The organism is Rhizobium sp. 0TCS1.26 (assembly GCF_050455525.1).
In the GTDB taxonomy this organism is placed as follows: Bacteria; Pseudomonadota; Alphaproteobacteria; order Rhizobiales; family Rhizobiaceae; genus Neorhizobium.
Genome location: NZ_JBCIYV010000002.1, coordinates 299,869 through 326,542, shown reverse-complemented (window position 1 = coordinate 326,542; position 26,674 = coordinate 299,869). Strand labels below are relative to the sequence as shown.

At 63.6% G+C, this 26,674-nt stretch carries 28 protein-coding genes; 9 read left to right on the top strand and 19 right to left on the bottom strand.

Annotation, left to right across the window (positions count from 1 at the left end; translation table 11 throughout):
* Positions 1-86 precede the first annotated feature (86 nt).
* Positions 87-2,744 (bottom strand): aminopeptidase N, encoded by a 2,658-nt coding sequence (pepN, locus tag AAIH46_RS08675; RefSeq protein ID WP_430305454.1) that lies wholly within the window; start codon positions 2,742-2,744, stop codon positions 87-89.
* A gap of 272 nt (positions 2,745-3,016) precedes the next feature.
* Here pepN and AAIH46_RS08670 point away from each other — a divergent pair, with 272 nt between their 5' ends.
* Entirely contained in the window at positions 3,017-3,955 is a 939-nt protein-coding gene (locus AAIH46_RS08670) for a DMT family transporter (protein WP_430305453.1), read from the top strand.
* Between the two features lie 16 nt (positions 3,956-3,971).
* Here the strand turns inward: AAIH46_RS08670 and AAIH46_RS08665 are convergent, their stop codons facing one another.
* From AAIH46_RS08665 to AAIH46_RS08640, 6 genes are all read right to left on the bottom strand, one after another.
* Positions 3,972-4,112, bottom strand: a complete 141-nt coding sequence (locus tag AAIH46_RS08665; RefSeq protein ID WP_430305452.1) for a hypothetical protein — start codon at positions 4,110-4,112, stop codon at positions 3,972-3,974.
* Between the two features lie 12 nt (positions 4,113-4,124).
* Positions 4,125-4,316 carry a hypothetical protein gene (locus AAIH46_RS08660; RefSeq protein ID WP_430305451.1) on the bottom strand — a complete coding sequence of 64 codons (192 nt, stop codon included), beginning with the start codon at positions 4,314-4,316 and terminating at the stop codon, positions 4,125-4,127.
* 139 nt (positions 4,317-4,455) lie between these two features.
* Positions 4,456-5,334 (bottom strand): uracil-DNA glycosylase, encoded by an 879-nt coding sequence (locus tag AAIH46_RS08655; RefSeq protein WP_430305450.1) that lies wholly within the window; start codon positions 5,332-5,334, stop codon positions 4,456-4,458.
* 44 nt (positions 5,335-5,378) lie between these two features.
* Entirely contained in the window at positions 5,379-6,674 is a 1,296-nt protein-coding gene (locus AAIH46_RS08650; RefSeq protein WP_430305449.1) for an Hsp70 family protein, read from the bottom strand.
* A 448-nt stretch (positions 6,675-7,122) separates the two neighbouring features.
* Positions 7,123-7,320, bottom strand: coding sequence for a hypothetical protein (locus AAIH46_RS08645; protein ID WP_430305448.1), 198 nt, complete (start codon positions 7,318-7,320; stop codon positions 7,123-7,125).
* A 111-nt stretch (positions 7,321-7,431) separates the two neighbouring features.
* On the bottom strand, positions 7,432-8,220 hold the full coding sequence (locus AAIH46_RS08640) for an SDR family oxidoreductase (protein ID WP_430305447.1): 789 nt from the start codon (positions 8,218-8,220) through the stop codon (positions 7,432-7,434).
* 270 nt (positions 8,221-8,490) lie between these two features.
* On the opposite strand from AAIH46_RS08640, the gene xth reads away from it, so the two are divergent.
* The 5 genes from xth to AAIH46_RS08615 all read left to right on the top strand — a co-directional run bounded on the left by xth (position 8,491) and on the right by AAIH46_RS08615 (position 13,225).
* Positions 8,491-9,267, top strand: a complete 777-nt coding sequence (xth, locus tag AAIH46_RS08635) for an exodeoxyribonuclease III (RefSeq protein WP_430305446.1) — start codon at positions 8,491-8,493, stop codon at positions 9,265-9,267.
* The gene (locus AAIH46_RS08630) at positions 9,260-9,820 is read left to right on the top strand and encodes a DUF4334 domain-containing protein (protein ID WP_430305445.1); all 561 of its coding nucleotides are present in this window, start codon (positions 9,260-9,262) and stop codon (positions 9,818-9,820) included. Before xth ends, AAIH46_RS08630 begins: the two co-directional genes overlap by 8 nt.
* 149 nt (positions 9,821-9,969) lie before the next feature.
* Complete coding sequence (locus tag AAIH46_RS08625) at positions 9,970-11,628, top strand: electron transfer flavoprotein-ubiquinone oxidoreductase (protein ID WP_430305444.1); 1,659 nt, start codon at positions 9,970-9,972, stop codon at positions 11,626-11,628.
* A gap of 97 nt (positions 11,629-11,725) precedes the next feature.
* Positions 11,726-12,496, top strand: a complete 771-nt coding sequence (locus AAIH46_RS08620; RefSeq protein WP_430305443.1) for a pentapeptide repeat-containing protein — start codon at positions 11,726-11,728, stop codon at positions 12,494-12,496.
* A 102-nt stretch (positions 12,497-12,598) separates the two neighbouring features.
* Positions 12,599-13,225, top strand: coding sequence for a L,D-transpeptidase (locus AAIH46_RS08615; RefSeq protein WP_430305442.1), 627 nt, complete (start codon positions 12,599-12,601; stop codon positions 13,223-13,225).
* 42 nt (positions 13,226-13,267) lie between these two features.
* On the opposite strand, the gene AAIH46_RS08610 is transcribed toward AAIH46_RS08615, so the two are convergent.
* Entirely contained in the window at positions 13,268-13,681 is a 414-nt protein-coding gene (locus AAIH46_RS08610; protein WP_430305441.1) for a DoxX family protein, read from the bottom strand.
* A 98-nt stretch (positions 13,682-13,779) separates the two neighbouring features.
* Positions 13,780-15,000, bottom strand: coding sequence for an MFS transporter (locus tag AAIH46_RS08605; protein ID WP_430305440.1), 1,221 nt, complete (start codon positions 14,998-15,000; stop codon positions 13,780-13,782).
* A gap of 237 nt (positions 15,001-15,237) precedes the next feature.
* Between AAIH46_RS08605 and AAIH46_RS08600 the strand changes: the two genes are divergently transcribed.
* The gene (locus AAIH46_RS08600; protein WP_430305439.1) at positions 15,238-16,197 is read left to right on the top strand and encodes a diacylglycerol/lipid kinase family protein; all 960 of its coding nucleotides are present in this window, start codon (positions 15,238-15,240) and stop codon (positions 16,195-16,197) included.
* Between the two features lie 47 nt (positions 16,198-16,244).
* Here the strand turns inward: AAIH46_RS08600 and AAIH46_RS08595 are convergent, their stop codons facing one another.
* From AAIH46_RS08595 to AAIH46_RS08585, 3 genes are all read right to left on the bottom strand, one after another.
* Complete coding sequence (locus AAIH46_RS08595) at positions 16,245-16,616, bottom strand: helix-turn-helix domain-containing protein (RefSeq protein WP_430305438.1); 372 nt, start codon at positions 16,614-16,616, stop codon at positions 16,245-16,247.
* A complete protein-coding gene (locus AAIH46_RS08590) occupies positions 16,616-16,981 on the bottom strand; it encodes a type II toxin-antitoxin system RelE/ParE family toxin (protein WP_430305437.1) in 366 nt (121 codons plus the stop codon). The genes AAIH46_RS08595 and AAIH46_RS08590 overlap by 1 nt, the downstream gene beginning before the upstream one ends.
* 87 nt (positions 16,982-17,068) lie before the next feature.
* The gene (locus tag AAIH46_RS08585) at positions 17,069-18,418 is read right to left on the bottom strand and encodes a glutamine synthetase family protein (protein ID WP_430305436.1); all 1,350 of its coding nucleotides are present in this window, start codon (positions 18,416-18,418) and stop codon (positions 17,069-17,071) included.
* A gap of 71 nt (positions 18,419-18,489) precedes the next feature.
* Here AAIH46_RS08585 and AAIH46_RS08580 point away from each other — a divergent pair, with 71 nt between their 5' ends.
* Entirely contained in the window at positions 18,490-19,938 is a 1,449-nt protein-coding gene (locus AAIH46_RS08580; protein WP_430305435.1) for an aspartate aminotransferase family protein, read from the top strand.
* Between the two features lie 8 nt (positions 19,939-19,946).
* On the opposite strand, the gene AAIH46_RS08575 is transcribed toward AAIH46_RS08580, so the two are convergent.
* Entirely contained in the window at positions 19,947-21,467 is a 1,521-nt protein-coding gene (locus tag AAIH46_RS08575) for a glycosyltransferase family 39 protein (RefSeq protein WP_430305434.1), read from the bottom strand.
* The gene (locus tag AAIH46_RS08570) at positions 21,448-22,467 is read right to left on the bottom strand and encodes a glycosyltransferase family 2 protein (RefSeq protein ID WP_430305433.1); all 1,020 of its coding nucleotides are present in this window, start codon (positions 22,465-22,467) and stop codon (positions 21,448-21,450) included. The genes AAIH46_RS08575 and AAIH46_RS08570 overlap by 20 nt, the downstream gene beginning before the upstream one ends.
* A gap of 106 nt (positions 22,468-22,573) precedes the next feature.
* Here AAIH46_RS08570 and AAIH46_RS08565 point away from each other — a divergent pair, with 106 nt between their 5' ends.
* A complete protein-coding gene (locus AAIH46_RS08565) occupies positions 22,574-23,530 on the top strand; it encodes a lysylphosphatidylglycerol synthase transmembrane domain-containing protein (RefSeq protein ID WP_430305432.1) in 957 nt (318 codons plus the stop codon).
* A 6-nt stretch (positions 23,531-23,536) separates the two neighbouring features.
* Here AAIH46_RS08565 and vapC read toward each other — a convergent pair whose 3' ends face one another.
* The 5 genes from vapC to AAIH46_RS08540 all read right to left on the bottom strand — a co-directional run bounded on the left by vapC (position 23,537) and on the right by AAIH46_RS08540 (position 26,483).
* Entirely contained in the window at positions 23,537-23,926 is a 390-nt protein-coding gene (gene vapC / locus AAIH46_RS08560) for a type II toxin-antitoxin system VapC family toxin (RefSeq protein ID WP_430305431.1), read from the bottom strand.
* Positions 23,923-24,153, bottom strand: a complete 231-nt coding sequence (locus AAIH46_RS08555; protein ID WP_430305430.1) for a type II toxin-antitoxin system VapB family antitoxin — start codon at positions 24,151-24,153, stop codon at positions 23,923-23,925. Before AAIH46_RS08555 ends, vapC begins: the two co-directional genes overlap by 4 nt.
* A gap of 59 nt (positions 24,154-24,212) precedes the next feature.
* Positions 24,213-25,709: an AMP nucleosidase gene (locus AAIH46_RS08550; RefSeq protein WP_430305429.1), complete on the bottom strand. Its 1,497-nt coding sequence runs from the start codon at positions 25,707-25,709 to the stop codon at positions 24,213-24,215.
* Between the two features lie 102 nt (positions 25,710-25,811).
* Positions 25,812-25,988 (bottom strand): hypothetical protein, encoded by a 177-nt coding sequence (locus AAIH46_RS08545; RefSeq protein ID WP_430305428.1) that lies wholly within the window; start codon positions 25,986-25,988, stop codon positions 25,812-25,814.
* A 153-nt stretch (positions 25,989-26,141) separates the two neighbouring features.
* The gene (locus tag AAIH46_RS08540) at positions 26,142-26,483 is read right to left on the bottom strand and encodes a DUF2147 domain-containing protein (RefSeq protein WP_430306520.1); all 342 of its coding nucleotides are present in this window, start codon (positions 26,481-26,483) and stop codon (positions 26,142-26,144) included.
* Positions 26,484-26,674: the final 191 nt, after the last annotated feature.

Sequence of the window (26,674 nt, the reverse complement as noted above, 5' to 3'; positions counted from 1 at the left end):
TGGGCGAGTCGCGGCCGGCTCATCTGCGAGCTTTCGAAGATGCTGACGAAAGAGCGCGCGCAATCCTTGCGCACGCTCTCATTGTCTCAGGCCTTCAGCATCCGCTCGACGATGTCGCGCACGTCGGTCGAAAGCTCGGAGGTCCGCTCGATCTCGGCCAATGCCGCGCGGGCATGATCGGCACGCACCGGCTCCAGCGACCGCCACGACCGCATGGAGGTGAGGATCCGCGCCGCCAGCTGCGGATTGCGCGGGTCGATCGCCAGGATCTGCTTGGCAAGGAAGCGGTAGCCTTCGCCGTCCGCCCGGTTGAAGCCGGTCGGATTGGAAAAGGCGAAGGCGCCGATCAGCGAGCGGACCCGGTTGGGATTGGTGGCCACGAAATGCGGATCCTCCATCAGCGCCTTGACCCGCGCCAGTGCGCCGGGTCCGGGGATGGTCGCCTGGATGGAGAACCATTTGTCGAGCACCAGCGGATTGGTCTCGAAGCGCTTGAGGAAGGCGCCGAGCGCATTGGCGGTCTCTGACTTGCCCGGGAAGCGGTGAGCCAGCACCGTCAGCGCCTGGATCATGTCCGTCATGTTGTCGGCGGCCGAAAATGCATCGGCGGCGCGCTGTATGCCGCCGTCAGCGTAGGACAGATAGGACAGCGCGCTGTTGCGCAGCGCCCGCTTGCCGGCATCTTCCGCACTCGGCGCGAAGGGGCCGTCGATGCGCAGGGTATCGAACAGCCTCTGGAAGACGGCAGCGCCCTTGTCGGCGATGATGGCGATGATGGCGATGATGGCCTGGCGGGCCGCATGAATGGCGTCCGGATCGTTCTTGCCGCCCAGTTCGCGGGCAATGTCGGCTTCGCTCGGCAGTGCCAGCACCTGCGCCCGGAAGGCCGGTTCCAGATTGTCGTCGTCGGCCGCCTCAAGCAGCGCCTCGACGAAGGCCGGATCGCAGTCGATCGGCTTGCCTTCGCCGACATCGCGTGCGGCCTGCATCAGGTTCGGCAGTGCCAGATGGGTGATCGCCTGCCAGCGGGCGAACAGGTCGCTGTCATGGCGGGCGATGTGTGCGAGATCGGCGGACGGCTGGCTGAGGTCGAGGTTGATCGGCGCGGAGAAGCTGCGGTTGAGCGACAGCACCGGGCGAGAGGCTACGCCCGAGAAGGTGAATGTCTGCTTGCGTTCGGTAAGGTGCAGCACCTCGCCGGTGATCTCGCCGCCTGTGACCGCTGTCGGTTCGGCGATAGAGCCGTTGTCGAGGATCAGTGCGAACGACAGCGGAATGTGCATTGGTTCCTTCACCGGCTGGCCGGGCGTGGCCGGAACCGTCTGCTCCAGCGACAGCGTGAAGGTTTTCTCTGCTGTGTCATATGCGCTGGAGGCGGTCACCATCGGCGTGCCGGCCTGGTGGTACCAGCGCGAGAACTGCGAAAGGTCTCGGCCGCCGGCTTCCTCGAAACACTTGACGAAATCCTCGACCGTCGCCGCATCGCCGTCGTGACGCTCGAAATAGAGGTCCATGCCCTTCTTGAACAGATCGCGGCCGAGAAGCGTCGCGATCATCCGGGTGACCTCCGAGCCCTTCTCATAGACGGTCGTCGTGTAGAAGTTATTGATCTCGCGGTAGGTCGTCGGGCGCACCGGATGGGCAAGCGGGCCGGCATCCTCCGGAAACTGCTCGGCCTTCAGGTGGCGGACCTCGGCGATGCGCTTGACGGCGCGCGAGCGCATGTCGGCGGAAAACTCGTGGTCGCGATAGACCGTCAGACCTTCCTTGAGGCACAGCTGGAACCAGTCGCGGCAGGTGATGCGATTGCCGGTCCAGTTGTGGAAATATTCGTGGGCGATGATCGCCTCGATATTGGCGTAGTCCTGGTCGGTCGCCGTCTCCGGGTCCGCCAGCACATACTTGTCGTTGAAGACGTTGAGACCCTTGTTCTCCATCGCCCCCATGTTGAAGTCCGACACGGCGACGATCATGAAGATATCCAGATCGTATTCGCGGCCGAACCGTTCCTCGTCCCATTTCATCGAGCGCTTCAGCGCATCCATGGCATAGGCCGCGCGCGGCTCCTTGCCGTGCTCTACCAAGATCTTCAGCGTCACGTCGCGGCCGGACAGCGTGGTGAAACTGTCCTCGACGACGCCGAGGTCACCGGCGACCAGCGCGAACAGGTAGCTCGGCTTGGGGAAGGGATCGAACCAGGCGGCGAAATGCCGGCCTTCATCGTAGTTTCCGCCGCCGAGGAAATTGCCGTTCGACAGCAGCAGCGGGTTGCTTGCCTTGTCGGCGACGATGGTGATCGTATAGGGCGCCAGCACGTCCGGACGGTCGGGGAAGTAAGTGATGCGGCGGAAACCTTCCGCCTCGCACTGCGTGCAGTAGATGCCGTTGGTTCGGTAGAGGCCCATCAGCTGGGTGTTGGCCTCCGGGTTGATGATCGTGACGACGGTGATCTCGAACGGCTGGCTTTCCGGCAGGTCGCGGATGGTCAACTGCTCGGGAGAGACGTCGAACTGTTCCGGCTTCAGGTCGATCTGGTCAAGCCGCAGTTCGCTCAACGCCAGCTCGTCGCCGTCGAGGATCAGCGGCAGGCCGGCATCAACGCCTTCGCGCCGATGGAAGATCAGCCGCGCTTCGACACGCGTCGCGGTCGGGTCCAGTTCGAAGGTAAGGTCGACGCGTTCCAGAACGAAGTCAGTGGGGCGATAATCTGCCAGATGCACAATCTGACCCGTGTCTGTACGCATGATGTTCCCTGGTTGGCTTGCAGGATGCTGCTGCAGGTCTATGGCCCTTGCAGTGACGGCCGCACTATCACATTCAAAACTGAACGATTGCTAAAGCCGTTCCGAAAAAGGACACTTTGACGTAACGACCGTAATTCATTGATCAATCGCCTTTATAATTGATCGATACATCACAAGACGTGATGCTTCTGCTCTTCGCACGTGCGGTAGTCTAGCAAAGATCGAGTCACACACCAACCGGCGGCGTATCATCGTCTGCCGCGAGCGACAGCATGAATCCGGTAGCGCAGGATCCCTTGCGGGGGATCGCCATGAAAGTCCTGTCCGTCATCGTCTTTCTTGGCATGCAGACCTGCATCAAGTCGGCCGGAGACGGCATCCCCGCAGGCCAGATCACCTTCTACCGCTCGGCCTTCGCGCTGGTGCCGATCCTCGGCTACCTCGCCATGCGCGGCGACCTGTCGACGGCATTCCGCACCGACAGCCCCTTCGGTCACCTGAAGCGCGGATTGCTCGGCGTCATGGCCATGGCCTGCGGCTTTTACGGCTTGATCCAGTTGCCGCTTCCCGATGCCATCGCCATCGGCTACGCATCGCCGCTGATGGCAGTCATCTTCGCCGCGCTGATCCTCAAGGAGAGCGTGCGCATCTATCGTTGGACGGCCGTGGCGCTCGGCATTTTCGGGGTGCTGATCATCTCATGGCCAAAACTATCGATGTTCGAGAGCGGCGGCATGCAATCCACCCAGGCAATGGGTGCCGTCGCGGTGCTGATGTCGGCGGTGATTGGCGGCCTGGCCATGGTCCAGACGCGCCAGCTGGTGCGCACCGAAAAGACCGCGACCATCGTTGTCTACTTCTCGCTGACGGCGGCCGTTCTGTCGCTTGCCAGTTACCCGTTCGGCTGGGCGGTGCTGACGCTCGAAAACAAGATATTTCTCGTCGGGGCAGGTGTCTGCGGCGGGCTCGGGCAGATCTTTCTGACCGAGAGCTATCGGCATGCGGATGTTTCGACCGTCGCACCCTTCGACTATTCCTCGATCATCCTCGGAATCGCCATCGCCTACGTTCTGTTCGGCGATATCCCGTCATGGTCGATGCTGATCGGCACGGCGATCACGGTCTCGGCCGGCATCTTCATCATCTACCGCGAGCACCAGCTCGGGCTGGAACGCAAGGCGGCGCGCAAGGCATCCTCGCCGCCGGCGTGACGCGCGGTAATCGACTTCAGAGAGGGATGCAGGCAGTCGCCGCAGCGTCGCTGGAACGGTCGCCCGTGGACGTGGCGCGGCTGTATTCCGAGCTGGCGCGCACGGCGGTGCCAATGGCGCGGACGCTATCGCGCATGGTGCGGAGGGACTTGATCATCGACAAACCTTCTCAGCGTTCGCGAAAGTCGGCAAAGACGGCGGTCGGGCGTGCAAGGCCGCCACGACGCAGGTAGCCGCGTGCGGAGATCTGTTCATTCGTCGCCGAACCGAAGTTGTGGTAGCCCTCGGTCGAACGGGGCGACAGGCCGGCGAGACGCAGCGTTTCGAAGCCGGAATGAATGGGACGGATGCGGGTGGTCATGGTGCCTGGTTCCTTGTCTGGGTTTCCTCCCGAGACTTGGTGAATATTGCACCGCAACATAGATTCGGCAACGACGATGAACGAAGCGCTGTTATGCGCAATCCGCATGGCTGGCTTCATAAAGCGTTAACATTGATGATTAATTGAGCAGTGCCTGCCGAAAAAGGAGCAGATCCTGCCAGACAAGTGCCTTGTTTGCGGGCGCCGTCAACAGATCCTGCGGATGCAGGCTGGCCAGGGCAGGAATGCTTCGCCCGCCGATCGAAAGATCCCGCCACTGGCCGCGCAGCCCGAAGATCGACGTCTCGCTCTCCAGGAAGAATCGCGCAGTGAAGTTGCCAAGCAAGAGCAGCAACCGCGGCTCGACAAGCGTCACCTGCCGTTCGATGAACGGCCGGCAAATCTCGATCTCGGCGGGCGAGGGGATGCGGTTTCCGGGCGGCCGCCATGGTACGACATTGGTCAGCAGCACGCCCTGTCGTGACAGGCCGATGGCGGCCAGCATGCGGTCGAGAAGCTGACCCTGGCGCCCGGAGAAGGGCAGCCCGTCGCGGTCGTCATCGGCCGACGGCATCGGGCCGATGACCATGATGCCAGTCGTCGGGTCGCCGCTGGCAAAGACGGTCGAACGCGCGCCGTGCTTCAGGTTGCAGCCGTTGAAGGCCTCAAGAGCCGTCTTCAACTCGTCCAGGGAACGAGCACCGTCGGCCGCAAAGCGCGCGGCAGCCACGGCATCGGCATCCGGAACCGCGACTGCGGCCGCCGGCGCGGAGGACCGCAAGAGCGGCGTTGCGGACGGATCGGCAGCGGGTGCCTGTCGTGCAGCGGTCGCGGTCGCGGCGTGAGGCTGCTGCCGCGCGGCGGCGGCATGGCTTGCCTTCTGTTCGGCAAAGACTGCGATCCGGTCTACCGGGGCATCTTCGAGCAGCCATTCGACGCCCGAATCCGCATAGAAGTGCAGAAGCGATGCCAGTTCTGCAGCAGCGAGGTTCTCGGGCGAGATCGGGGAAGAGTTCATGGGCGCGACTTTAGCCCATCCGTCTCCGCCGTCCAAGCCATGCTTCACGCCGTCCAGCGGCCGACATCACCGCTTTCGCCGATCAGTGCCAGGCCGTGGGCGATCGACAGGAGTTCGCCGCCGCTCTCGATGCGTGATGGATCGAAGCGCCGCTCGAAGATCCGCCGCACGGCCGGCACGAACGAGCTACCACCGGTGAGAAAGACCTTGTCGACGGATCCGGCCTCGGTGTTGCTCTTCTGCAGGACTTCCTCCAGCGCATCCTCGATGCGGGCGAGATCGTCGGCGATCCACGTCTCGAAATCCGAACGCTTGACGGTCTTGCGGCCGGCCTTGCCGAGCGGCGCAAAGTTGAATTCAGCCTCTTCCGCTTGCGACAGCGCCATCTTGGTCGCCGAAATCGCCTGATAGAGCGGATAGCCTTCGTCGTGCTCGATCAGATCGATGAACAGTTCCAGCTTGTCCGGCTCTGTGGCCGAGCGCACCAGCGACTGCAGGTCGGCAAACTCGCGGGTGGTCTTGAAGATCGACAGCTGGTTCCAGCGGCCGAAATTGGCGTAGTAGCCGGCCGGCACCTCGAGCAGCTTGTCGAAGCTCTTGAAGTGGCTGCCCTTGCCGATTTCCGGCGAGACGAGGTTGTCGATGAGCCGGAAGTCGAAGTGATCGCCTGCGATGCCGACGCCCGAATGGCCGATCGGCACGGCACGCAACTCGCCCGCATGGCGCTCGAAGCGGATCAGCGAATAGTCGGTGGTGCCGCCGCCGAAATCCGCGACCAGCACATTGGCGTCGCGAGTCAGCGACTGGGCGAAATAGTAGGCGGCGGCCACCGGCTCGTAGACGTAGTGGATTTCCGGGAAGCCGAAGCGCGACAGCGCCGCCTGATAGCGCTGCAGCGCCAGCGCCTCGTCCGGATTGCCACCGGCAAAGCGCACCGGGCGGCCAACGACCAGCTGCGACACGTCTTCCGGCCAGTTGTCGCCGGCATAGGCCTTCAGCCGACGCAGGAAGATCTCCATGAGATCCTCGAACTGCTGGCGACGGGCAAAGACCAGGGTCGCCTGGAAGGCGGCGCTGGCGGCGAATGTCTTGATCGACTGCAGGAACCGGCAATCGCCGGGATTGTCGATGAACATGCGGATGGCTGCCTGGCCGGCTTCCACCTTCAGCGCCTGTGCCCCGAGCGTCCTGTCCTTCATGAACGACAGGGCCGTGCGCATGCTGTCGCTCTCGCCGGCACTGCTGGCGAATGACATCGAGTGGGTGGCATTCGCCTGGCCGGTCGCCATCGCCAGAACGGTGTTGGTCGTGCCGAAATCGAGCCCGAGCGCGCGTGTCATGGCGTCGTCCTTCCTGTCCGAAATGTCTCTGGAACGGAGCGGCCTGCGCTCCCCATGTCGAGGGCGCAGCAGCGCCCGTCACGTCAAGGACGCGCTGATGACACAGGCGAGGTGCAAATTCAAGCCGCCAGGATGGTCTGCTTCGGAAGGTTCTTACGCGTGCGGGACGGCTGCCTCCGCTTCGGAAATCGTTGATCCTTCCGACCAGATCGCTTGCGGCCGGCCGTGGCAACGGTTGCAGCCGTGGTTCTGACGGCGCGGAGCGACGAGAAACTTGAGGGCCACAGATAGCCGAGAGGCGACAGCCCGCTGCCGCAATCCAGACGCCTGAACGGCACGGAAATGACGTCACGTCGGTGGTTATGCGCGGCAGCCGGCAAGTGCAGGAACAAGACCGCCGGCAGTGGCCTGCCGGCGATTAAGCGCTTGGCCGTTTTCAGTTGGGGTCCTAGACCGGGCGACGCCGTATCGCAAAGAGAGCGATGAAGCCGACGAGCGCGAGGATCGCGCCGTAGAGGATCCAGGGCGATTGATTGATCATGGAACTGGACGCGGGGTAGGGGAAGTAACCGGTTCCCTGGCCGACCCAGACGAGGCCGAGGAGGATCGCCAGGACGGCGATGATCTTCATAACGAGACGAGTCATGCGGATGGTCCTGTCTCTGATAGCGCCGTCGTCAATGACGGCTTCACGTCCTAGCACGGCCCCCATCGACCGCCAAGCAGCGCCGAGCCGCCGGCTCGGCGCTGCTTGGGATCAGAGCGATTTAGCCGAGCCGCCGTCGACGCGGAACATGCTGCCGGTCAGGTAGCCTGCCTGTTGCGAGCAGAGGAAGGCGCCGACGGCACCGAATTCCTCGACCGTGCCGAGACGGCCGGCCGGGATCGACTTGATCGAGGCGCTGCGCACCTCGTCGACACTCTTGCCCTGGCGCTTGGCGTTGGCACCGTCGAGCTCGTCGATGCGGTCGGTGTGGATGCGGCCGGGCAGGATGAGGTTGGCGGTGATCCCGTGGCCGGCAACCTCGGTCGCCAGCGTCTTGCTCCAGCCGACCAGCGCGCCGCGCAGCGTGTTCGACAGCGCCAGATTGGGGATAGGCTCGATGACGCCGGAAGAGGCGACGGTGAGGATGCGGCCCCAACCCTGTTCCTGCATCCGCGGCAGCAGCGCGTTGGTGAGCGTGATCACCCGCAGCACCATCACCTGGAAATAGCTTTCCAGCTTGTCGGCCGTCATGTCGGCCACCGTGCCGGGCGTCGGGCCGCCGGTGTTGTTGACCAGGATGTCGACGCCGCCAAGCTTGTCATCCACGCCTTTCAGCAGGGTCTCCACGGCGTCGTCTTCTGCGAGATCCGCCCGCATCCAGTCGGCCTTGCCCTTGCCTTCGGCATTGATGGCCTTGCAGTTCTCCTCCAGCCGGTCGTCGTTGCGACCGCAGAGCAGCACATGCGCGCCTTCTTTCGCCAGCGCCGTTGCGATGCCGAGGCCGAGGCCGCGCGAGGAGGCGAGCACAAGCGCCCGCTTTCCGGATATGCCGAGATCCATGTGATGTCCTTCCGATATGCCATTGCGTATGAAGCGAGCCTATAAGCGGAACGCTGCATCCGAAAGGGGCCCCGGCGATAAACCGGCAGCCGGGCGACGGTTTCCCCGCCTGACATGGCATCAGCCGGCTGCATCCTTTCCGGCGCGCACGAGTTGTTCTGCCACGTCCAGCTTCGGGAGTATCATGAGCAAGGGTCAGACGCGCTTTGCTGCCGCCATCTCCGTCACACGGCACTGGTCTCGGCCTCTCCGGTGGAGAGCCGATCAGCCGTGAAGATCGCCACATTCAACGTCAACGGCATCAATGGCCGCCTCGAAATCCTGCTGCACTGGCTCGACGAGCGGAGGCCGGATGTCGTCTGCCTGCAGGAGCTGAAGGCGCCGGATGCGAAATTTCCGCACCGGGAGCTGGAAAAGGCCGGCTACGGCGCCGTCTGGCACGGCCAGAAGAGCTGGAACGGCGTCGCGATCCTGGCGCGAGATGCGGATCCGATCCTCACCCGCCGCGGCCTGCCGGGCGATCCCGACGACCAGCAGAGCCGCTACATCGAGGCGGTCGTCGACGGGGTGGTCGTCGGCTGCCTCTACCTGCCGAACGGCAATCCGACACCCGGCCCGAAATTCGACTACAAGCTGCGCTGGTTCGAACGCCTGCACAGCTATGCCGCGGAGCTTCTGGCGCTCGAGGTTCCGGTGGCGCTGGTCGGCGACTTCAACGTCATGCCGACCGATCTCGACGTCTACAATCCGGATCGCTGGCGTGACGACGCGCTGTTTCGGCCAGAGGTCCGCGAAGCGTTCCAGCGGCTTCTCGATGAGGGGTGGACGGACGCCGTGCGCCATCTTCACCCGCGCGAGAAGATCTTTACGTTCTGGCACTATTTCCGCAACGCGTTCGCCCGCGATGCGGGGCTGAGGATCGACCATTTCCTGCTGAGCGAGAGCCTCGCGCCAAGGCTTCTGCGAACGGGTGTGGACAAGACTGTGCGCAGCTGGCCGCATGCCAGCGATCACGCGCCGGTGTGGATGGAGCTTGCCGATGACTGAACCGACCGCCTTTGCCTCGCCCGACGCCGGGTTCGCCTATTTTGACACCCTCGCAAACGTCTCGCCGATCGAACTTGTCGGCCTCTGGCAGGGCAAGGGGATCGCCAGCGGCCATCCGCTGGACGGCGTGCTCGAGAACCTCGGCTGGTACGGCAAGCGCTTCCACGCCGACCGTCGCGCCGACGCGCTGCTGTTTCGGGTCGGCGGGCGGCGGCTCGTGCCGGTCGATCCGTCGGGCCTGCCGGTGCGAATGCTGTTTCGCTTCCAGTGGCTCGGCAGAAGCGGTGCGGCGCGCAACCTGTTCTCGCATCTTCTGCGTTCACTGTGGGCCAAGGCACCGGTCGCTTCCGTCAGGGCGATGGCGTTCCGTGGCCAGTCCAGCGCCGCGATGGTCTACGACCGGCAGCCGATCACCGATCACTTCCGCCGGATCTCGGATGACCAACTGCTGGGCGTCATGTGCGTGGAAGGCGACCCCCGACCGTATTTCTTCACGCTCCAGCGGGTTGCCGAAGACGCGCAAGCCACGCCCGCCCCGGAAGCAGATCATTGACGTGTACGTAAACGTTATCTAATTTCTCAGTCAGAAACAGGAGAGTCCGATCAGTTCGTCATTCCGCGTCGCATGTCGGCTCGACAAGTCGCATGGGTTTTGACAAGGAGGATGCAGTTGACGGGGATCAGGCCGAGCGGAGCATGAGAATGAGCGAACAGGAGCTTCCGGAACGCGAGAGCATGGAGTTCGACGTGGTGATCGTCGGCGCGGGGCCAGCCGGTCTTTCCGCGGCGATCCGCCTCAAGCAGGTCAATCCGGAGCTTTCGGTCGTCGTCCTGGAAAAGGGTGCCGAGGTCGGTGCGCATATCCTCTCCGGTGCCGTGGTCGATCCGAGCGGCATCGACAAGCTGCTGCCGGATTGGCGCGCCGAGAGCGGCCATCCCTTCACCACGCCTGTGACCGACGACCATTTCCTGTTGCTCGGGCCTGCCGGCTCCGTGCGCCTGCCGAATGCCCTGATGCCGCCGCTGATGAACAATCACGGCAACTACATCGTCTCCCTCGGGCTCGTCTGTCGGTGGCTGGCCGAGAAGGCGGAGGCGCTGGGCGTCGATATCTATCCGGGCTTTGCGGCGACTGAAGTTCTCTACAATGAAGACGGGGCGGTGATCGGCGTCGCCACCGGCGACATGGGCATCGAAAAGAACGGTGAGCACGGCCCCAACTACACGCGCGGCATGGCGCTGCTCGGCAAGTACGTGCTGATCGGCGAGGGCGTGCGCGGTTCACTCGCCAAGCAGCTGATCGCCCGCTTCAAGCTGGACGAGGGACGCGAGCCGCAGAAATACGGCATCGGCTTCAAGGAGCTCTGGGAAGTCAAGCCGGAGCACCACAAGGCCGGCCTCGTGCAGCATTCGTTCGGCTGGCCGCTCGACATGAGGACCGGCGGCGGCTCGTTCCTCTATCACCTTCACGACAATCTGGTGGCCGTCGGTTTCGTCGTCCACCTGAACTACAAGAACCCCTATCTGTCGCCGTTCGACGATTTCCAGCGGTTCAAGACCCATCCGGCGATCCGCGACACCTTCGAGGGCGCCAAGCGCATCTCCTACGGCGCCCGCGCCATCACCGAGGGTGGCTACCAGTCGGTGCCGAAACTGTCCTTCCCGGGCGGCGCGCTGATCGGCTGTTCCGCCGGGTTCGTCAACGTGCCGCGCATCAAGGGCAGCCATAATGCCGTGCTCTCGGGGATGCTGGCGGCCGAGAAGATCGCCGAGGCCATCGCTGCCGGGCGCGCCAATGACGAGCCGGTGGCAATCGAGAACGAATGGCGCTCGACTCCGATCGGCACGGATCTGAAACGTGTCCGCAACGTCAAGCCGCTGTGGTCGCGGTTCGGCACCGTGCTGGGCGTTGCGCTGGGCGGCATCGACATGTGGATCAACCAGATCTTCGGCTCGTCGCCCTTCACGCTCAAGCACGGCAAGACGGATGCGGCAAGTCTTGAACCGGCCGCGGGCTTTCGCAAGATCGATTACCCGAAGCCCGACGGCGTGCTGACCTTCGATCGCCTGTCCTCGGTCTTCCTGTCGAACACCAACCACGAGGAGGACCAGCCGGTCCACCTTCAGGTGAAGGACATGGAACTTCAGAAGCGGTCGGAGCTTGGTGTCTATGCCGGCCCGTCGACCCGCTACTGTCCGGCCGGCGTCTACGAATGGGTCGAGAAGGACGGCGAGGAGGTCTACGTGATCAACGCACAGAACTGCGTTCACTGCAAAACCTGCGATATCAAGGACCCGAACCAGAACATCAACTGGGTGCCGCCGCAGGGCGGCGAAGGCCCGGTCTATCCGAGCATGTGACTGTCGTCTTGGCCCGGGTCGGGCTTTGCGGCTTCCGGTTCGGGGGCAGGCGGGGTATGACTGAGTGGCCGGCGTGGCAAGAGGTGAAGGATTGGCAATGAAGGCGGCTGAGCGGACGAAGAACGGCAGCCTGTTGATGCGGGCCTGGCAGCGCATTCGCTACAGCCGCAGCCGGGCGCTGCTGATCGTGGTCGGCCTGGCCGGGGGTCTGCTGCTGGTGGTCACCCAGTGGCCGACCGGTGTCGTCGGAAAATGCCGCACCGATGCCGGACCCTCCGTCGACTGGAGCGACTGCCGCAAGAGCATGCTGATGCTCGACCACAGCCGGCTCGACGGCGCGAAATTCACCGGCGCCGACCTCAGCCGTACGGACCTCAACGGCAGCAGCCTGAAGAAGGTCGATTTCACCAAGGCCAACCTGATGCGCGCCTCGCTGTCGAAGGCCGACGCCGAAGGCGCTGTCTTCCAGAAGGTCGAGGGTTATCGCGGCGAATTTTCCGAGGTCAAGGCGGACGGTTCTACCTTCGTCAGCGCCGAGATGCAGCGCGCCAATTTCGCCGGAGCCGTTCTTACCAACACCGATTTCACCAAGGCCGAACTCGGGCGGGTGATCTTCTCGCAGGCGACGCTGGGCAATACCCGTTTCGCCACCGTCAACCTGTCTCGCGCGACGTTCCAGAACGCCAAGGTCACCGGGCCGGTGGATTTCACCGATGCGTTTCTGTTCCTCACCCGCATCGAGGGCGTCGATCTTTCGCAGGCGACCGGCCTTGAGCAGGAGCAACTGGGGCTTGCCTGCGGCGATGCGGCAACCATTCTCCCGCCGGGGCTGACGCGGCCGGCCAATTGGCCCTGCCGCGAGGAATGATCCTGCAACGTCGATGGCCCGACCGCCGGCGTTAGTTCTTCATTAACCATAGCGTCCATAAATTGCCGGTCATCACGAACCGACCGCAATAAGGACACTTTCATGTCGATTTCCCGTCGCGGGCTGCTCTTCGGACTGCCGCTGTTCCTTGCCGGATGCTCCACCGTCAGGTTGAACCCGCAGGCAGACTACGCCGCTCTGCCGGACGAGAAATTCCCGCTGCGGCCGGTCCCGGTCGATCGCATCAAGCCCGAGCTGCGCCGCACCGAGGTGGCCTACGAGACCCCTTACAAGCCCGGCACCATCGTCGTCGATACGCCGGCGCGCCGGCTCTACTACGTTCTCGGCGGCGGCAGGGCGATGCGCTACGGCATCGGCGTTGGCCGCGCCGGTCTCGCTTTTGCCGGCAGCGCCTATATCGGCCGCAAGGCCGAATGGCCGACCTGGACGCCAACGGCCAACATGATCCGCCGCGACCCGCAGAAGAACCTCAAATATGCCGGCGGCCTGCCGGGTGGACCGAACAATCCGCTCGGCGCCCGCGCCATGTATCTCTACCGCGGCGGCAACGACACGCATTTCCGCATCCACGGCACCAATCAGCCGGACTCGATCGGCCACGCCATGTCGAGCGGCTGCGTCCGCATGATGAACCATGACGTGATCGACCTCTACGCGCGCGTCAACGTCGCCGATCGGGTCGTCGTCATCCAGGAAGCCCGGGCCTGATCGGCGCTGGCGGCGGGAGGTCTAGTCCTCCCGCACGCTGCATCAGCGGCATTTCCAGGCGACCAGCATCAGCGCACCGACGATGCTGATGTGCTCCACCACCACGTAGAATTCGAGCGTCTTCATCGGCTCCTCCATCGCCCAGAAATTGTGGGCGATCGGGATAGTCAGCAGCGTGAAGACCGCCAGCATCCCGGCACCGAGCCAGGCATACCGGTTCAGGATGATCAGCGCTGACCCGCCGAGCTGGGTGACGATGACGGCGACATTGTAAGCCGCTGCCGGTTCCAACCCGAAATGCGTCATCTCGGCGACCCCGGCCGGGAAGTCGATGAGCTTCGACAGCCCGCTTCCCCAGAACATGAGGGTCAGCACGGTCCGCGCCAGATAGCCGAACCACGTGGTGTTGAAGAGTGCCATACCGGACGATGCACGTCCGCTGTCTGCCAGAGCCATGATCATTCCCCCTTCGTGAAGGAGTGATCATAGCCGAGGTTCAGATTGTGCTCAAACCAGATGTTATGTCGACTGAAACGGCAGGGCTTCAATCGCCATCAGCGGGCCTGGCGGCGCTCCACGGCGATCGAGATCAGGAACACCACGAGGCCGAGCGCCGACAGCACCGAGCCGACGTAGCCGGTGGCACCGTAGCCGTAACCGGCTGCAATCACGACGCCGCCCAGCCAGGCGCCGAGCGCATTGGCGATGTTGAAGGCTGAGTGCATGGTGGCGGCAGCGAGCGTCTGTGCATCGGCTGCGACATCCATCAGCCGCGTCTGTACGGCGGGGCAGGCGGCAAAGCCGCAGCCGGTCAGGAAGACGCAGACATACAGCATCACCGGGTTGTGGGCCGTCATCGAGAAAATTGCCATCAGCACCACGTTGAAGGCCAGCATGCCGCCGATCGTGCCGTTCAGCGAGCGGTCGGCCATGCGCGAGCCGACGACATTGCCGACGTTCATACCGATGCCGAACAGTGCCAGCACCACCGCGACCATGCTGACGGACAGGCCGGCCGTGTCGGTGGTCGTCTTGGCGATGTAGCTGAAGATGGCGAACATCCCGCCGAAACCGATCGCTGCCACGGCAAACGACAGCCACACCTGCAGCCGCTTGAAGGCGCCGAGTTCGCGGCGCATGCTGGCGCCCTCGGCCACCTGGTCCTTCGGCAGGTAGATGGCGATCAACAAAACGCAGATGATGCCGATGGCAGCGACCATCATGAAGGCCGCCCGCCAGCTGAGGATCTGGCCAAGGAAGGTGGCGATGGGCGTGCCGACCAGAGTGGCGATCGTCAGGCCGAGCATCACCCGTGCCACGGCACGGACCCGCCGATGTGGCGGCGCCATGGAGGCGGCAACCAGCGCCGCGACGCCGAAATAGGCGCCGTGCGGCAGGCCGGTGACGAACCGCAGCGCCGTGAAGCTGAGAAACTGCGGCGCCAGCGCGCTCAGAATGTTGCCGCCGGCAAACAGCGACATCAGGATCAGCAGCAGCGTCTTGCGCGGCAGCTTGGCGGCAAGTGCTGCAATCACCGGTGCGCCGACGACAACGCCCAGCGCATAGGCGCTGATCACGTGGCCGGCTTCGGGGATTGTCACGCCGTAGCTTGCGGCAACGTCCGGCAGAAGGCCCATGATGGCGAATTCGCCGGTGCCGATGGCAAAGCCGCCGACAGCGAGCGCAAGTTCGATGAGGGCAATGGTAAGCGGAGAGAGCCGGGCGTCCTGCGGGGGAGCGCAGTCGGCGGGAAGAGCAGCGGATGCGTTGGTCATGAGTGTGTTTCGTGCGCGTTCGACCAGCCTGTCAGGTGGTCACTGAAATGATGGGGAGGGCTCGGCGTTATTGATAAGGCTAACATACTATTTTGCACTGCGGGAGAGGCGAAGCTGCAACGGCCCTATCATTCTGCGCCTTAGGGTCCTTAAGCTCTTGTTGCAGCGCGCCGCAGCAACCATTTCCCACTTGCGCCGTTGTGTGGCGCGCTCATACCTCTCGGGATCACCTGACCCATGAAGCTCATTGCTATCTTCAACCGCGACGGCGGCACGTTCAAGACGACCGACATGGACGCCTATTGTGAGCGGGCGCTGCAGGCGTTCCGCGCCGGCGGGCACGAGATCGAGTGCCGTGTCGTGTCCGGCAAGGACGTCGTCTCGGCGATGGAAGAGGTGGCTGCTACGTCAGGCATCGACGGACTGATCGCCGGCGGCGGCGACGGCACGATCTCGGCGGCAGCCGGCATTGCCTGGAAGAGCGGGCTGGTGCTCGGCGTCGTGCCTGCCGGGACGATGAACCTGTTTGCGAGAACCTTGAAGCTGCCGCTCGACATCTGGCAGGTGCTGGAGGTTCTGGCGGATGGCGAGGTGCAGGATGTCGACATCGCCAGCGCCAACGGCCGCAGCTTCGTCCACCAGTTTTCCGCCGGCCTGCATGCGCGGATGGTTCGCTACCGTAACCAGATGAGCTTCGGCTCCCGGCTGGGCAAGATGCGTGCAAGCACCCGCGCCGCCATTGGCGTGATGCTCAATCCTCCGGTCTTCGAGGTCGAGTTCAACGCCAGCGGCCACCAGGGCCGCCGCAAGGTTTCCGCCATCTCCGTCTCCAACAACGAATTTGGCCGCGAAGCGCTGATGTATGCCGACAGCGTCACCGGCGGACATTTGGGGTTCTATACCGCGGATCCGCTGACCCCGGCCGGTGTCGCCAAGCTCGCCCTCGACATCATGCGTGGCCGCCTGAAAGAGAACGAGGCGGTCAATGCGATGACGGCCACCGAACTCGAATTGCATTTCCCCAAGGCGCGCCACGACGTCAAATGCGTGATCGATGGCGAGCTTCTACCGATGGAGCGCGACGTCATTCTGAAGATCCACGCCGGCGAGCTGAAGGTCCTGGTGCGCGAGCCGCAGCAGCCGATGGCACAGGTCCAGGCACAGGAAGGCATCGCGCCGCAGCCGACCGGGCTTTGAGGCTTCCGCCAGCCTGACTATGCCGGGAACTGCCTATCGGGACAGTGTCAGACGGCGGTGCGTCGCGAGCGACCCGTTCGTTTGCTCGACAGTCCGATTGGCTTCTCGTCGCCGATTCCCTGTAGCCGCACCGGCGCACGACCCTGGAAGCGAACAATCAGCTCCAACTCTCCGCCCAGCGCCTCGACGTAGTCTTGCAGCGTCGACAGCAGCACATCGGATCGTTTCTCAAGCTGAGCCACCGAGACTTGGCGGGTACCCATCTTCCGGCCAATCTGCTCCTGCGTCAGATCGAGTGCCTTTCGTAGTTTCTTCAGCGTGTCGTAGTCTTCGAGCAGGTCAGCTGCGCGGTGGTCCGATGCGGTGATCATCTTCGGAGACATGGTGTTGGCGAAGACGTCGTTTGCCGGGATGGCCATTACTTGCTCTCCTTCGAATTCAGGCTTCCGAGATGCGCCTCGTACCGCTGATCGGCGGTGCGGATTAGTCTCCTGTAGAAGTTCTTCTCGCTCGAACCCGATTTGTCTCCAGCCACCAGCACTATGGCCTTCCGCCCGGGATCGAAGGCAAAAGCTGCCCTCCATACGCCGTCAGCCGCCCTGAAGCGGAGCTCCTTCATGTTCGTGTAGCGAGACCCATTGAGCGTATCAGCCCAGGGACTTCCAAGCTTCGGCCCGTGGACGACCAGCAGCGAGATCAACGCGCGCAGTTCGATCTTCACGTCAGGCTCGAACTGGCCGAACTCGCGCGCGAAATCATCGTCGAAAAGCACATTCCACGTCATCTTGTATAGCTTTCAGCGTATATAACGTCAATGCTATCATCAAATGCGGCAAGCGTGGTCTGCCATGCGCGTGGTGTATTTTGATAATCAAACCCGCGGCAGGTATGTCTGGTAGTCGAAGCTCGAGACGGTGCGCAGGTGGGTGATCGCCTCCTTGCGCTTGGTGTCGCCATAGATGCGCTGGTAGTCCGCGCCGAAGATGTCGCGGACGAAGGCGGAGGCGCGGAAGCGGTCGACCGCCGTCAGGAAATCATGCGTCAGCATCGCGGGATTGTCGGGCGCCGAACCGGGGGCAGTGACCGGCCCCGGATCGAGATCCTGTTCCAGTCCAAGCAGCATGCCGCCGAGGATGGCGGCCAGCAGCAGGTAAGGATTGGCATCGGCGCCGGCGACGCGATGCTCGATGCGGGAAGCCAGTCCCTCGCTGTCTGGAATGCGCACAGCCGTCCCCCGATGACCGAACCCCCAGTCGATCTTGTCGGGCGCGAAGGAGCCCGGCTGGAACCGCCGGTAGGAATTGGCGAACGGCGCAAACACTAGCTGCGCATCCTGCATCGTCTGCAGCATGCCGGCGGTCACCGATTTCAGCCGCGCGGGATCACCGCCATGCGAATCGAGCACGTTGCTGCCGTTGTGGTCGATGATGCTGGCATGCACGTGCAGGCCGGAACCCGCATGGTCGCTGTAGGGCTTTGCCATGCAGGTGGCCTTTAGCCCGTGCCGGCGGGCGGCAAAGTCGATCACTCGCTTCAGGTAGATGCAGTCGTCGGCAGCCGCCATCGCGTCCGGCCGGTGCAGGAGGTTCACCTCGAACTGGCCCGGTCCGAATTCGGCCGTCGTCGCATCGGCCGGCAGCTCCATGGCGTCGCAGTAGGCCCGAACCGTATCAAGGTACTCGGAGAGCGCTGCGGTGGCGCGCATGTCGTAGAGCTGGAAACCTTCTACCTCGCCGTTCATCACCAGCGACTTTGGCGGCATCGACCGGCCGGTCTCGCGGAAATCCGCTTCGATCAGGTAGAATTCCAGCTCGGTCGCCACCACCGGCGTCAGGCCGAGTGCCGTGTAGCGCTCCAGCACCCGGGCGAGGATGGCGCGTGGGCAGATGAAATGCGGCTGTCCGTCGAGCCTGTGCATCGTCGCCAGCACCTGCTTGGACCCCGACGGCCCCCACGGAAGGGCAGTCAGCGACCGCGGGTCGGCGACGCAGATCCCGTCGGGGTCGCCCAGCGTCAGCGAGATACCGGTGATGTCGTCGTTGTCGTCGCCCCAGATGTCGAGAGACTGGGTGGAGGAGGGCAGACGGACGGCGTTCTTCCAGACCTTGTCCTCGGCCTTCAGCGGGATCATCTTGCCGCGCAGGTCGCCGTTCATGCCGACGAGAAGCACCTCGATACGCGGTGTGGCTGCAGCGCAATCGCGTTCCGGCTGATCGGTCATGACGCATCCCTTCTCGTCAGGCGAACCCGGTCAAACCACCGGGATCTTGCCAAACCTGTTGTCGCTGGGCCATGGTCGTAGCCCATCGCAAACCGCCTTACAATGTGCCGCGCGACCGGTCCCCCACGGCCGCCGCTTCGGGAGAAAGATCCGTGAACCCTCTGACGCCCCTCTCTAATCTGGCAGCGATCGATGCAGCCCACCATCTGCATCCGTTCTCCGACATGAAGGCGTTGAACGACAATGGCAGCCGGGTGATCGCCCGGGCAGACGGCGTGCATATCTTCGATGCGCAGGGAAAGAAGTATCTCGACGCCTTCGCCGGCCTATGGTGCGTCAACATCGGCTACGGCCGTCGCGAGATCGCCGAGGCTGCATCGCGGCAGATGAACGAGCTTGCCTATTACAACACCTTCTTCGGCACCACGACCCAGCCGACGGCACTCCTGGCGCAGAAGGTCACCGGCTATACGGGCGGCCGGATGAACCATGTCTTCTTCACCAATTCCGGATCCGAGGCGACCGACACCTGGTTTCGCATGGCGCGCGTCTACTGGAAGGCGCTCGGCCAGCCGTCGAAGACGCACATCATCGGCCGCCGCAACGGCTACCATGGGTCGACGGTCGCCGGAGCGTCGCTCGGCGGCATGAGGCACATGCACGAACAGGGCGGCCTGCCGATCGACGGCATCTCACACATCGGTCAGCCCTACTGGTATGCGGAGGGCGGCGATCTCACGCCGCACGATTTCGGGCTGGCACGGGCGCGCGAACTGGAAGCGATGATTGATGAGCTGGGCGAGGAGAATGTTGCGGCCTTCGTCGCCGAGCCGATCCAGGGCGCCGGCGGCGTTATCGTACCGCCCGACAGCTACTGGCCGGAGATCGCCCGGATCTGCCGCGAGCGCGACATCCTGCTGGTCTCCGACGAGGTGATCTGCGGGTTCGGCAGGCTCGGCACCTGGTTCGGCCACCAGCATTTCGGTTTCCAGCCGGACCTGGCGCCGATCGCCAAGGGTCTGTCATCCGGCTACCTGCCGATCGGCGGCGTACTCGTCGGCGACCGCGTCGCGAAAGTGATGATCGAGGAGGTCGGCGATTTCAATCACGGCTTCACCTATTCCGGTCATCCCGTCTGCGCGGCAGCAGCGCTGGAAAACCTGCGCATCATCGAGGAGGAAGGACTGGTGGAGCGGGTCCGTGACGAGATCGGCCCCTATTTCGCCGCGGCGCTGAAGACGCTGGAGGACCACGAGATTGTCGGGCAGGTGGATGCCGTCGGACTGATCGCCGGGGTGCAGCTGGCAGCCGACAAGGCAACCCGCCGCCGCTTTGCAAAGCTTGATGATGCGGGAGCTGCGGTGCGCAACCACTGCCTGGAGAACGGCCTGGTGATGCGGGCAACCGGTGACCGCATGCTGGCCTCGCCGCCGCTGATCATTTCCCGTTCGCAGGTCGACGAGATGGTCGACACGCTGCGGCTGGGGCTCGATCACCTACGCGAGACATTGCGCAAATGAGCCCCCTGTCAGCGGCTCGTCTGTGGCGCCTGCTCCAGCCACGCATAGCCGAACCGCATGGCGTCGCCGCGGCGGGAAAAGTTGTACGGCACGTCCAGATAGGCAATCGGCACCGTCTCGGGTGCGACGCCGTTCGCTCTTACCAGATCGGCCAGCGGCGCCGGAAGCGCATCGGCTTCGCCGCCGGCCGGCCAGATCAGCAGGCCCGGTCCACGGCGCTCGGCAGATACGAGCGGGATCGGCTGGTCGAAACCGGGCATCATCACCGGCACAGTGGGGTAGTGCAGCCGCGTGTTGCCGGCCGTCATCAGATCGTCGGTGATGATATAGGCCGGATGCTCGCCGCGTTGCGCCAGCACCTGCTCCAGCATCGGCCGGTAGGGGATGTGTTCCTTGCCGTATTTGCCGAGGAATGGGCCGATGATGTTGCTGAGCGCCAGGTAGACGATGAAGCCGGTGACGATGCCCATCAGCGGCGGCGCCATCCGCGCAACACTGGCGCCGCTGTCGGTGCGCGCCGCGGCGAACTTCAGCGACAGATAGAGCGGCAGCAGCAAGAGGAAGGGCGACAGCCACTTCTGGCGGATGCTCGATGCCCCGAAGCCGATGCCGATGACGGCGACCAGCACGATGCAGACCACGATCATCCGGCCGATGACCCGCGTCCAGGCATTTTCCGCCCGCCAGGCGGCGCCGACATCGCGCCAGAACACCAGCCCGAACAGGATGATGACCGGCAGACTGCCCTCGAGGGTCGACAGCAGGATAGAGATCAGGCCGCGAATCGTGTCCTTCAACGGATCGCCGGAGGAACCCTCGCGCATGGCCTCGACCGTGCCGGTTGTCGCCGCCTCAAGGTGCATGACTGCCCAGATCAGGTGCGGCAGCGCGACGACGGCCGCGGCGCAGAGGGCGGCCAGGACACGCACGTCCAGCAACCGCTTCCGGAACTGCGGCTCCGGCAGCACGGCAAGTGCTGCGGCAAGCGGCACGATGACGAAGTTGTACTTGGTGATGGCACCGATGCCCACCGTCACGCCAAGCATGATGTAGCTGCCGAGGCTTGGCTGCTTCAGCGTCCGGATGAAGATGCACAGAAACACCGATACCAGACACAGAGTGGCTGTCGCATGCGTCAGGTCGCGCTGAGCCAGGATCGTCACCGACGGGATGGCGAGCACGCCGAGCATGGCGACGAGCGGCAGGCGCCGGTCGTCCATCAGCATCCTTGCCGCCAGCCAGTAGAACAGGCAGCACAGCAAGAGCAGCAGGTTCTTCAACAGCGAAATGGTGAAGATCGACAGGCCGAACACCTCCGCCATGCCGATCTGCAGCCAGTTGTAGAAGGGCGGTTGGCGACCGTAGCCGAGAAGCAGGAACTGCGCCTGGAAGGCCTGTTCGGCCTCGTCGTTCTGCAGGCTGTCGGACCGCAGCGCCCGCAGCAGGACCGACAGGACGAAATAGCCGAGGATCAGCCAGAAAACGATTTCCGGACGTCGGACGAGGAGATTATGAATTCGGTTGCTCACCGCTGTAGACGTCTCTCACGATATAGCTGACGGAACTATCGTCCCGGGAATAGGTGCGGGCGATCATTTCTGCCAGAATTCCGGTGGTGATCAACTGGACGGCAGACAAAAACAGCATGACCCCGATGATGAACAACGGCCGTGTGCCGATGTCGTTGCCGAGGATGAACTTCTCGACCGACAGATAGGCGAGGATGACCGCAGACAGGGCGCCGAGGCCAAGTCCGAGCGAGCCGAAGAAATGCCCCGGCCGCGCGCGAAAGCGCATGAAGAACATCACCGACAGCAGATCGAGGATTACCCTGAAAGTGCGCGAGATGCCGTATTTGGAAACGCCGTGCTGGCGGGCGTGGTGGGTAACGGGCATCTCGCCGATCCGCGAGCTCGGCACGACGCCGGCGACCCAGGCCGGAATGAATCGGTGCATTTCGCCCATCAGCTTTACCTGCTTGATCACCGTGGCGCGGTAGACCTTCAGGCTGCAGCCGTAATCATGAAGCCGGACGCCGGTGATGCGGCCGATCAGCCGGTTGGCGATGAACGACGGCACCTTGCGCAGCAGCAGGCCGTCGCGACGGTTCTGGCGCCAGCCGACCAATAGATCCAGCTCGCGACGCTCCAGCTCGGAAACCATAGCCGGAATGTCCTTCGGATCGTTCTGCAGATCGCCGTCCAGTGTCGCGATCAGCCGACCGCGGGCCTGGGTGATCCCGGCCTGCATCGCGGCGGTCTGCCCGAAATTGCGCTGCAGGGCGACCACGTGCAGGTCAAGCCCGGGGCGGCCGAGTGCCTCTCGCGCAACGGCAAGCGTTGCATCGGTGCTGCCGTCGTCGACGAGAATCAGTTCCCATGGTGCCGCGTAGCCGGTCATCGCCTCGACGATGCGGGCGATCAGCGGAGCGACGCTTTCTTCCTCGTTGAAGATCGGCACGACGAGGGAGAGTTCCACCGCCGGCGTACCGCTCGCCGCAATTTCCGTCGACTCGGCCGTTGTCCGCACCAGATCTTTCTCCTAAACCTCAGTGCCCGTTGATCCGCCGGCAGAGCCGATAGTTCCCGGGCCGCCGCAGTTTCCCGGAAACCGCGCCATCAGAGCGCCGTGTTATATGAAGAACGACATGCTTGCCAGCCGGAAGCCGTGGATTATTCGAAACGCAACCAGCCTCCTGACGGGTGCTGCGGTGCTCGGCTACATCGTCTTCATCCAATGGTTCTGGGGATGGGGACAGATCATCGCCCTGTGGCGGGAGGTTGGTCTGGCCGCGCTCGTCTCGGCGGTGGCGCTGCTGCTGTCGACCTACGTGCTGCGCACCTGGCGGATCCACGACTATTTTCCGTTGGAGACGGGTGGGCGATTTGCGCGGCTTCTGCGGCTGGTGCAGGTGCATAACCTGCTCAACGTCATGCTGCCGTTCCGCAGCGGCGAGGTCTCCTTTCCGCTGCTGATGAAGCAGGAGTTCGGCGTCTCCTTCACCCGCGCAGGTGCGGCGCTGTTCGTGATGCGGCTGCTCGACCTGCATGCGCTCATGGCGGCGGCCGGTATCGGTCTGGCGCTGGAACACGGACGTCCGGCGGCCTGGCTGGCGTGGACCGCCTTTTCCATCCTCCCGGCGATTGCCTTCACGGCACGTCGCCCGCTGCTTGCGCTGCTGCATCGCCTGCTGCCGGCAAGGCTGCAACGGCTCGTCGCGGAGATTGAGGGCGGTCTGCCCGCCGATGCACTGGCCTTCTGCCGCGCCTGGGGCGTGACGCTGGTCAACTGGTTCGTCAAGATCGCCGTTCTGGCCTGGGTGCTGATGCTTCTCGGCAACCTCGATCTGGCACCGTCGTTCGGCGGTGCGCTGGGCGGCGAACTGTCGTCCATCCTGCCCGTGCACGCGCCGGGGGGCGTCGGCACCTATCCGGCCGGCATCACCGCCGGCGCGCTGGGGTTCGGCGCCGCGCACACGGAAGGCGCAGTCGAGGCGCTCGGCAAGGCCGCCGTCAACGCCCATCTGCTGATCATCGTGACGTCCGTGATCGGAACTTTGCTGTCGATGCTGGTGGCAAGGTCGAAGGCCTGAGGGCAGTCACGCCAGCCGCAGGCCGAGATGTTCTGCCATTGGCAGGAAATCCTTGTCGCGCTGAAGAAGGCGGTGACCATGTTCGATGCAGTAGGTGCCGATGATGGTGTCTATGGTCTTGCGGACAGTGATGCCACGGTCGCGGAGCAACCGATAATTGGCGGCCGCTTTGATGGCGAGATCCGCAGATAGCATCCGGGCGGTGGGGAAATCCCGGAAATTCTGCTCGATCCATCGGGCGTGATGATAATCACGCGCGCCCTGAAGCACTTCCAGCATGATGATGTCACCGACCAGAACAGTCCCCTGCGATATATAGGCGCGCAGCTGCTTTGAAACGCCGAGATCATCCTTCCTGAACAACGAGATCCAGACGGAGCTGTCCGCGACGATCATTGGCCAGCCTTCAAGCCCCAGTCGATTTGTTCGGCTGTTCCCTCGCGCATCGCATCAAGGTCACCTTCCCAGCCAATCCCTTCCAGATTATCGACAGCACGCAACTGCCGGCGGATACGCACGAATTCCCGTAGTGCCTGATCAACCGCCGCCTTTTTCGTCGGAAGACCTCCGAGCTCCATCGCTTCTACGATCAAGCTATCGTCCAGATCGATATTGGTACGCATGGCACCCTCGTGTGTATAATTTGAGCTGAGCGTACACCTAAAGGGGTATGTTCACAATTCTACTGAAACGCTGTCTCGTAAAAGCTGCGCAGCTTGCGCGAATGCAGCGTCTCGGTCGGCATGGCGGCCAGCTTTTGAACGGCGCGGATGCCGATCTTCAGGTGCTGGCGCACCTGCGTCCGGTAAAAGTCTGTCGCCATGCCCGGCAGCTTCAGCTCGCCGTGCAGCGGCTTGTCCGACACGCAGAGCAGGGTGCCGTAGGGAACGCGGAAGCGGAAGCCGTTGGCGGCAATGGTCGCCGATTCCATGTCGAGGGCGATCGCCCGCGCCTGCGACAGTCGTTTGACCGGTCCGCGCATGTCGCGCAGTTCCCAGTTGCGGTTGTCGATTGTCGCCACGGTGCCGGTGCGCATGATGCGCTTCAGCTCGAAACCTTCGAGGCCGGTGATCTCCTCGACAGCATCCTCCAGTGCCTGCTGCACCTCGGCAAGCGCCGGGATCGGCACCCAGACCGGCAGGTCGTCGTCGAGCACGTGATCCTCGCGCATGTAGGCATGCGCCAGCACGTAGTCGCCCAGCCGCTGGCTGTTGCGCAGCCCGGCGCAGTGGCCGACCATCAGCCAGGCATGCGGGCGCAGGACGGCGATGTGGTCGGTGATCGTCTTGGCGTTCGACGGGCCGACACCGATGTTGACGAGCGTGATGCCGGAGTGGCCCTTCTTCTTCAGATGGTAGGCCGGCATCTGCGGCAGGCGGACCGGCATCTCGTTGCTGCGGCTGCCGGCGGGGGTGATGATGTTGCCAGGCTCGACGAATTCCGTATAGCCACCGCCGCCTTCCGCCATGAGCTCGCGCGCCCAGGTGGCGAATTCGTCGATGTAGAACTGGTAGTTGGTGAACAGCACGAAGTTCTGGAAATGATCGGCGCTGGTGGCCGTGTAGTGGCTGAGGCGGGCCAGCGAATAGTCGATGCGCTGTGCCGTGAACGGCGCGAGCGGCGCCGGTTCGCCTGCCACCTGATCATATTCGCCATTGGCGATCAGATCGTCGGTGATGTTGAGGTCGGGCGTGTCGAACAGGTCGCGCAACGGCATGTCGGTGAGCGCCGCCGAGGCCGAGGCCTCCACATGCGCGCCTTCACCGAAGGCGAAGTGCAGCGGGATCGGCGTCTCTGATTCAGATACGGTGATCGGCACGTGATGGTGGCGGACCAGGAGGCCCAACTGCTCGATCAGGTAGTGGCGGAACAGTTTCGGGCGCGTGACCGTCGTCGTGTAGAGGCCGGGCGATGCCACGTGGCCGTAGGACAGGCGCGAGTCGATATGCCCGAAACTGGTCGTCTCGATGCTGACCTGCGGATAGCAGGCGCGCAGACGTCCGCCAACCGGAGCGCCGTCGGCAAGGCGCGAAAACCCGTCGATCAGGAAGGCGGTGTTGCGCTCGTAGAGCGCGGTAAGCGCATCGACCGCCTGGGCCGCGTCGTCGAAAACCTGCGGTTCGTACGGCTCGGGGCTGATGCAGTTGGGGGAGGCAGATGCGAAGATTCTTTTGCTCATGGCGCATTATAATGCGCTCTTCCTAACAAGCAAATCACAGGCGAGCCCGCAAATCAGCCTCGATGTGGCTGCGCGAAGACAGCCGCGCGTCTGGCGTCTCTGCTAGAGGATGCTACGGCAATGCATGCCACCGAGCGGCTGGCAGGTCGGCGTCGCCCCGGCTTCAAGCCGCGCCGTGCCGCGCATCTCCTGAACCCCTTGAACCAAGGATGCGAAGCCGAAGGCGAAGATCGCCATTGTCAGTGTAATGATGGTCAATCGCCTGACGATCCGGTGCATGATCCCTCTCCCTTATCCTTAGGTATGACAATAGAGATGGGAACTGAATGATCGCTGATCCGGCGGTTCATCAACCGTTCAACAAGTGGGCTCGGATGGACGGGTGGGCCGAGAGAGATCGGGAGAAGGCGGGTTGATGACCCGCCAACCCGACTAAAGCCGCGACCAGGTCTGCGTCTTGCAGAACACCGACATCACGCAGCCCTTCATCTTCAGTGCATTGCCGCTGACCGAGCCGGATCCGTTGTAGGTCTTGTTGGCCTCCGGATCGGTGATCTCGCCTTTGTAATCGCTGCCCGTGCCGGACATCATGCCGATCTGCTTGCCGGCATGCTTGCCCGTCTTCAACGTCACGCAATAGGCGGAACCGCATTTGGAAATGGCGGCGGTCTCGCCGCTGGCTGTCTTCCAGCTGCCCTCGATGGGCTCTGCGGCAAAAGCCTGGACTGCACCGCTTGCAAGCACTGCCAGGATCAAGGTCGTCTCGCGGATCATCATATTTCCTCCCACTGATCATCCCGTTGTGCGCCGGACGTACGGCTCCTCCCGTCTGCCCATCGCGCCATTGCCCAAATATCTTACGCACACGTAAACGTAAAGCGGGACCTGACGGTCGTTCGCGGCGTCTCGGAGGTCACCCTACGCGTGAGATCGGAGTGAGGCCGCTGCTGGCAGGGTGAACGAAC

What these genes read in the sequence shown, in the direction of transcription:
- AAIH46_RS08605 (WP_430305440.1), bottom strand. Translation starts at nt 15,000, where the DNA reads ATGACCAACGCATCCGCTGCTCTTCCCGCCGACTGCGCTCCCCCGCAG.
- AAIH46_RS08545 (WP_430305428.1), bottom strand. Translation starts at nt 25,988, where the DNA reads ATGCACCGGATCGTCAGGCGATTGACCATCATTACACTGACAATGGCG.
- AAIH46_RS08550 (WP_430305429.1), bottom strand. Translation starts at nt 25,709, where the DNA reads ATGAGCAAAAGAATCTTCGCATCTGCCTCCCCCAACTGCATCAGCCCC.
- AAIH46_RS08610 (WP_430305441.1), bottom strand. Translation starts at nt 13,681, where the DNA reads ATGGCTCTGGCAGACAGCGGACGTGCATCGTCCGGTATGGCACTCTTC.
- AAIH46_RS08615 (WP_430305442.1), top strand. Translation starts at nt 12,599, where the DNA reads ATGTCGATTTCCCGTCGCGGGCTGCTCTTCGGACTGCCGCTGTTCCTT.
- vapC (WP_430305431.1), bottom strand. Translation starts at nt 23,926, where the DNA reads ATGATCGTCGCGGACAGCTCCGTCTGGATCTCGTTGTTCAGGAAGGAT.
- AAIH46_RS08645 (WP_430305448.1), bottom strand. Translation starts at nt 7,320, where the DNA reads ATGACTCGTCTCGTTATGAAGATCATCGCCGTCCTGGCGATCCTCCTC.
- pepN (WP_430305454.1), bottom strand. Translation starts at nt 2,744, where the DNA reads ATGCGTACAGACACGGGTCAGATTGTGCATCTGGCAGATTATCGCCCC.
- AAIH46_RS08620 (WP_430305443.1), top strand. Translation starts at nt 11,726, where the DNA reads ATGAAGGCGGCTGAGCGGACGAAGAACGGCAGCCTGTTGATGCGGGCC.
- AAIH46_RS08590 (WP_430305437.1), bottom strand. Translation starts at nt 16,981, where the DNA reads ATGACGTGGAATGTGCTTTTCGACGATGATTTCGCGCGCGAGTTCGGC.
- AAIH46_RS08585 (WP_430305436.1), bottom strand. Translation starts at nt 18,418, where the DNA reads ATGACCGATCAGCCGGAACGCGATTGCGCTGCAGCCACACCGCGTATC.
- AAIH46_RS08600 (WP_430305439.1), top strand. Translation starts at nt 15,238, where the DNA reads ATGAAGCTCATTGCTATCTTCAACCGCGACGGCGGCACGTTCAAGACG.
- AAIH46_RS08580 (WP_430305435.1), top strand. Translation starts at nt 18,490, where the DNA reads ATGGTCGTAGCCCATCGCAAACCGCCTTACAATGTGCCGCGCGACCGG.
- AAIH46_RS08555 (WP_430305430.1), bottom strand. Translation starts at nt 24,153, where the DNA reads ATGCGTACCAATATCGATCTGGACGATAGCTTGATCGTAGAAGCGATG.
- AAIH46_RS08625 (WP_430305444.1), top strand. Translation starts at nt 9,970, where the DNA reads ATGAGCGAACAGGAGCTTCCGGAACGCGAGAGCATGGAGTTCGACGTG.
- AAIH46_RS08630 (WP_430305445.1), top strand. Translation starts at nt 9,260, where the DNA reads ATGACTGAACCGACCGCCTTTGCCTCGCCCGACGCCGGGTTCGCCTAT.
- AAIH46_RS08665 (WP_430305452.1), bottom strand. Translation starts at nt 4,112, where the DNA reads ATGATCAAGTCCCTCCGCACCATGCGCGATAGCGTCCGCGCCATTGGC.
- AAIH46_RS08595 (WP_430305438.1), bottom strand. Translation starts at nt 16,616, where the DNA reads ATGGCCATCCCGGCAAACGACGTCTTCGCCAACACCATGTCTCCGAAG.
- AAIH46_RS08640 (WP_430305447.1), bottom strand. Translation starts at nt 8,220, where the DNA reads ATGGATCTCGGCATATCCGGAAAGCGGGCGCTTGTGCTCGCCTCCTCG.
- AAIH46_RS08655 (WP_430305450.1), bottom strand. Translation starts at nt 5,334, where the DNA reads ATGAACTCTTCCCCGATCTCGCCCGAGAACCTCGCTGCTGCAGAACTG.
- AAIH46_RS08670 (WP_430305453.1), top strand. Translation starts at nt 3,017, where the DNA reads ATGAATCCGGTAGCGCAGGATCCCTTGCGGGGGATCGCCATGAAAGTC.
- AAIH46_RS08565 (WP_430305432.1), top strand. Translation starts at nt 22,574, where the DNA reads ATGAAGAACGACATGCTTGCCAGCCGGAAGCCGTGGATTATTCGAAAC.
- AAIH46_RS08650 (WP_430305449.1), bottom strand. Translation starts at nt 6,674, where the DNA reads ATGACACGCGCGCTCGGGCTCGATTTCGGCACGACCAACACCGTTCTG.
- AAIH46_RS08660 (WP_430305451.1), bottom strand. Translation starts at nt 4,316, where the DNA reads ATGACCACCCGCATCCGTCCCATTCATTCCGGCTTCGAAACGCTGCGT.
- AAIH46_RS08540 (WP_430306520.1), bottom strand. Translation starts at nt 26,483, where the DNA reads ATGATCCGCGAGACGACCTTGATCCTGGCAGTGCTTGCAAGCGGTGCA.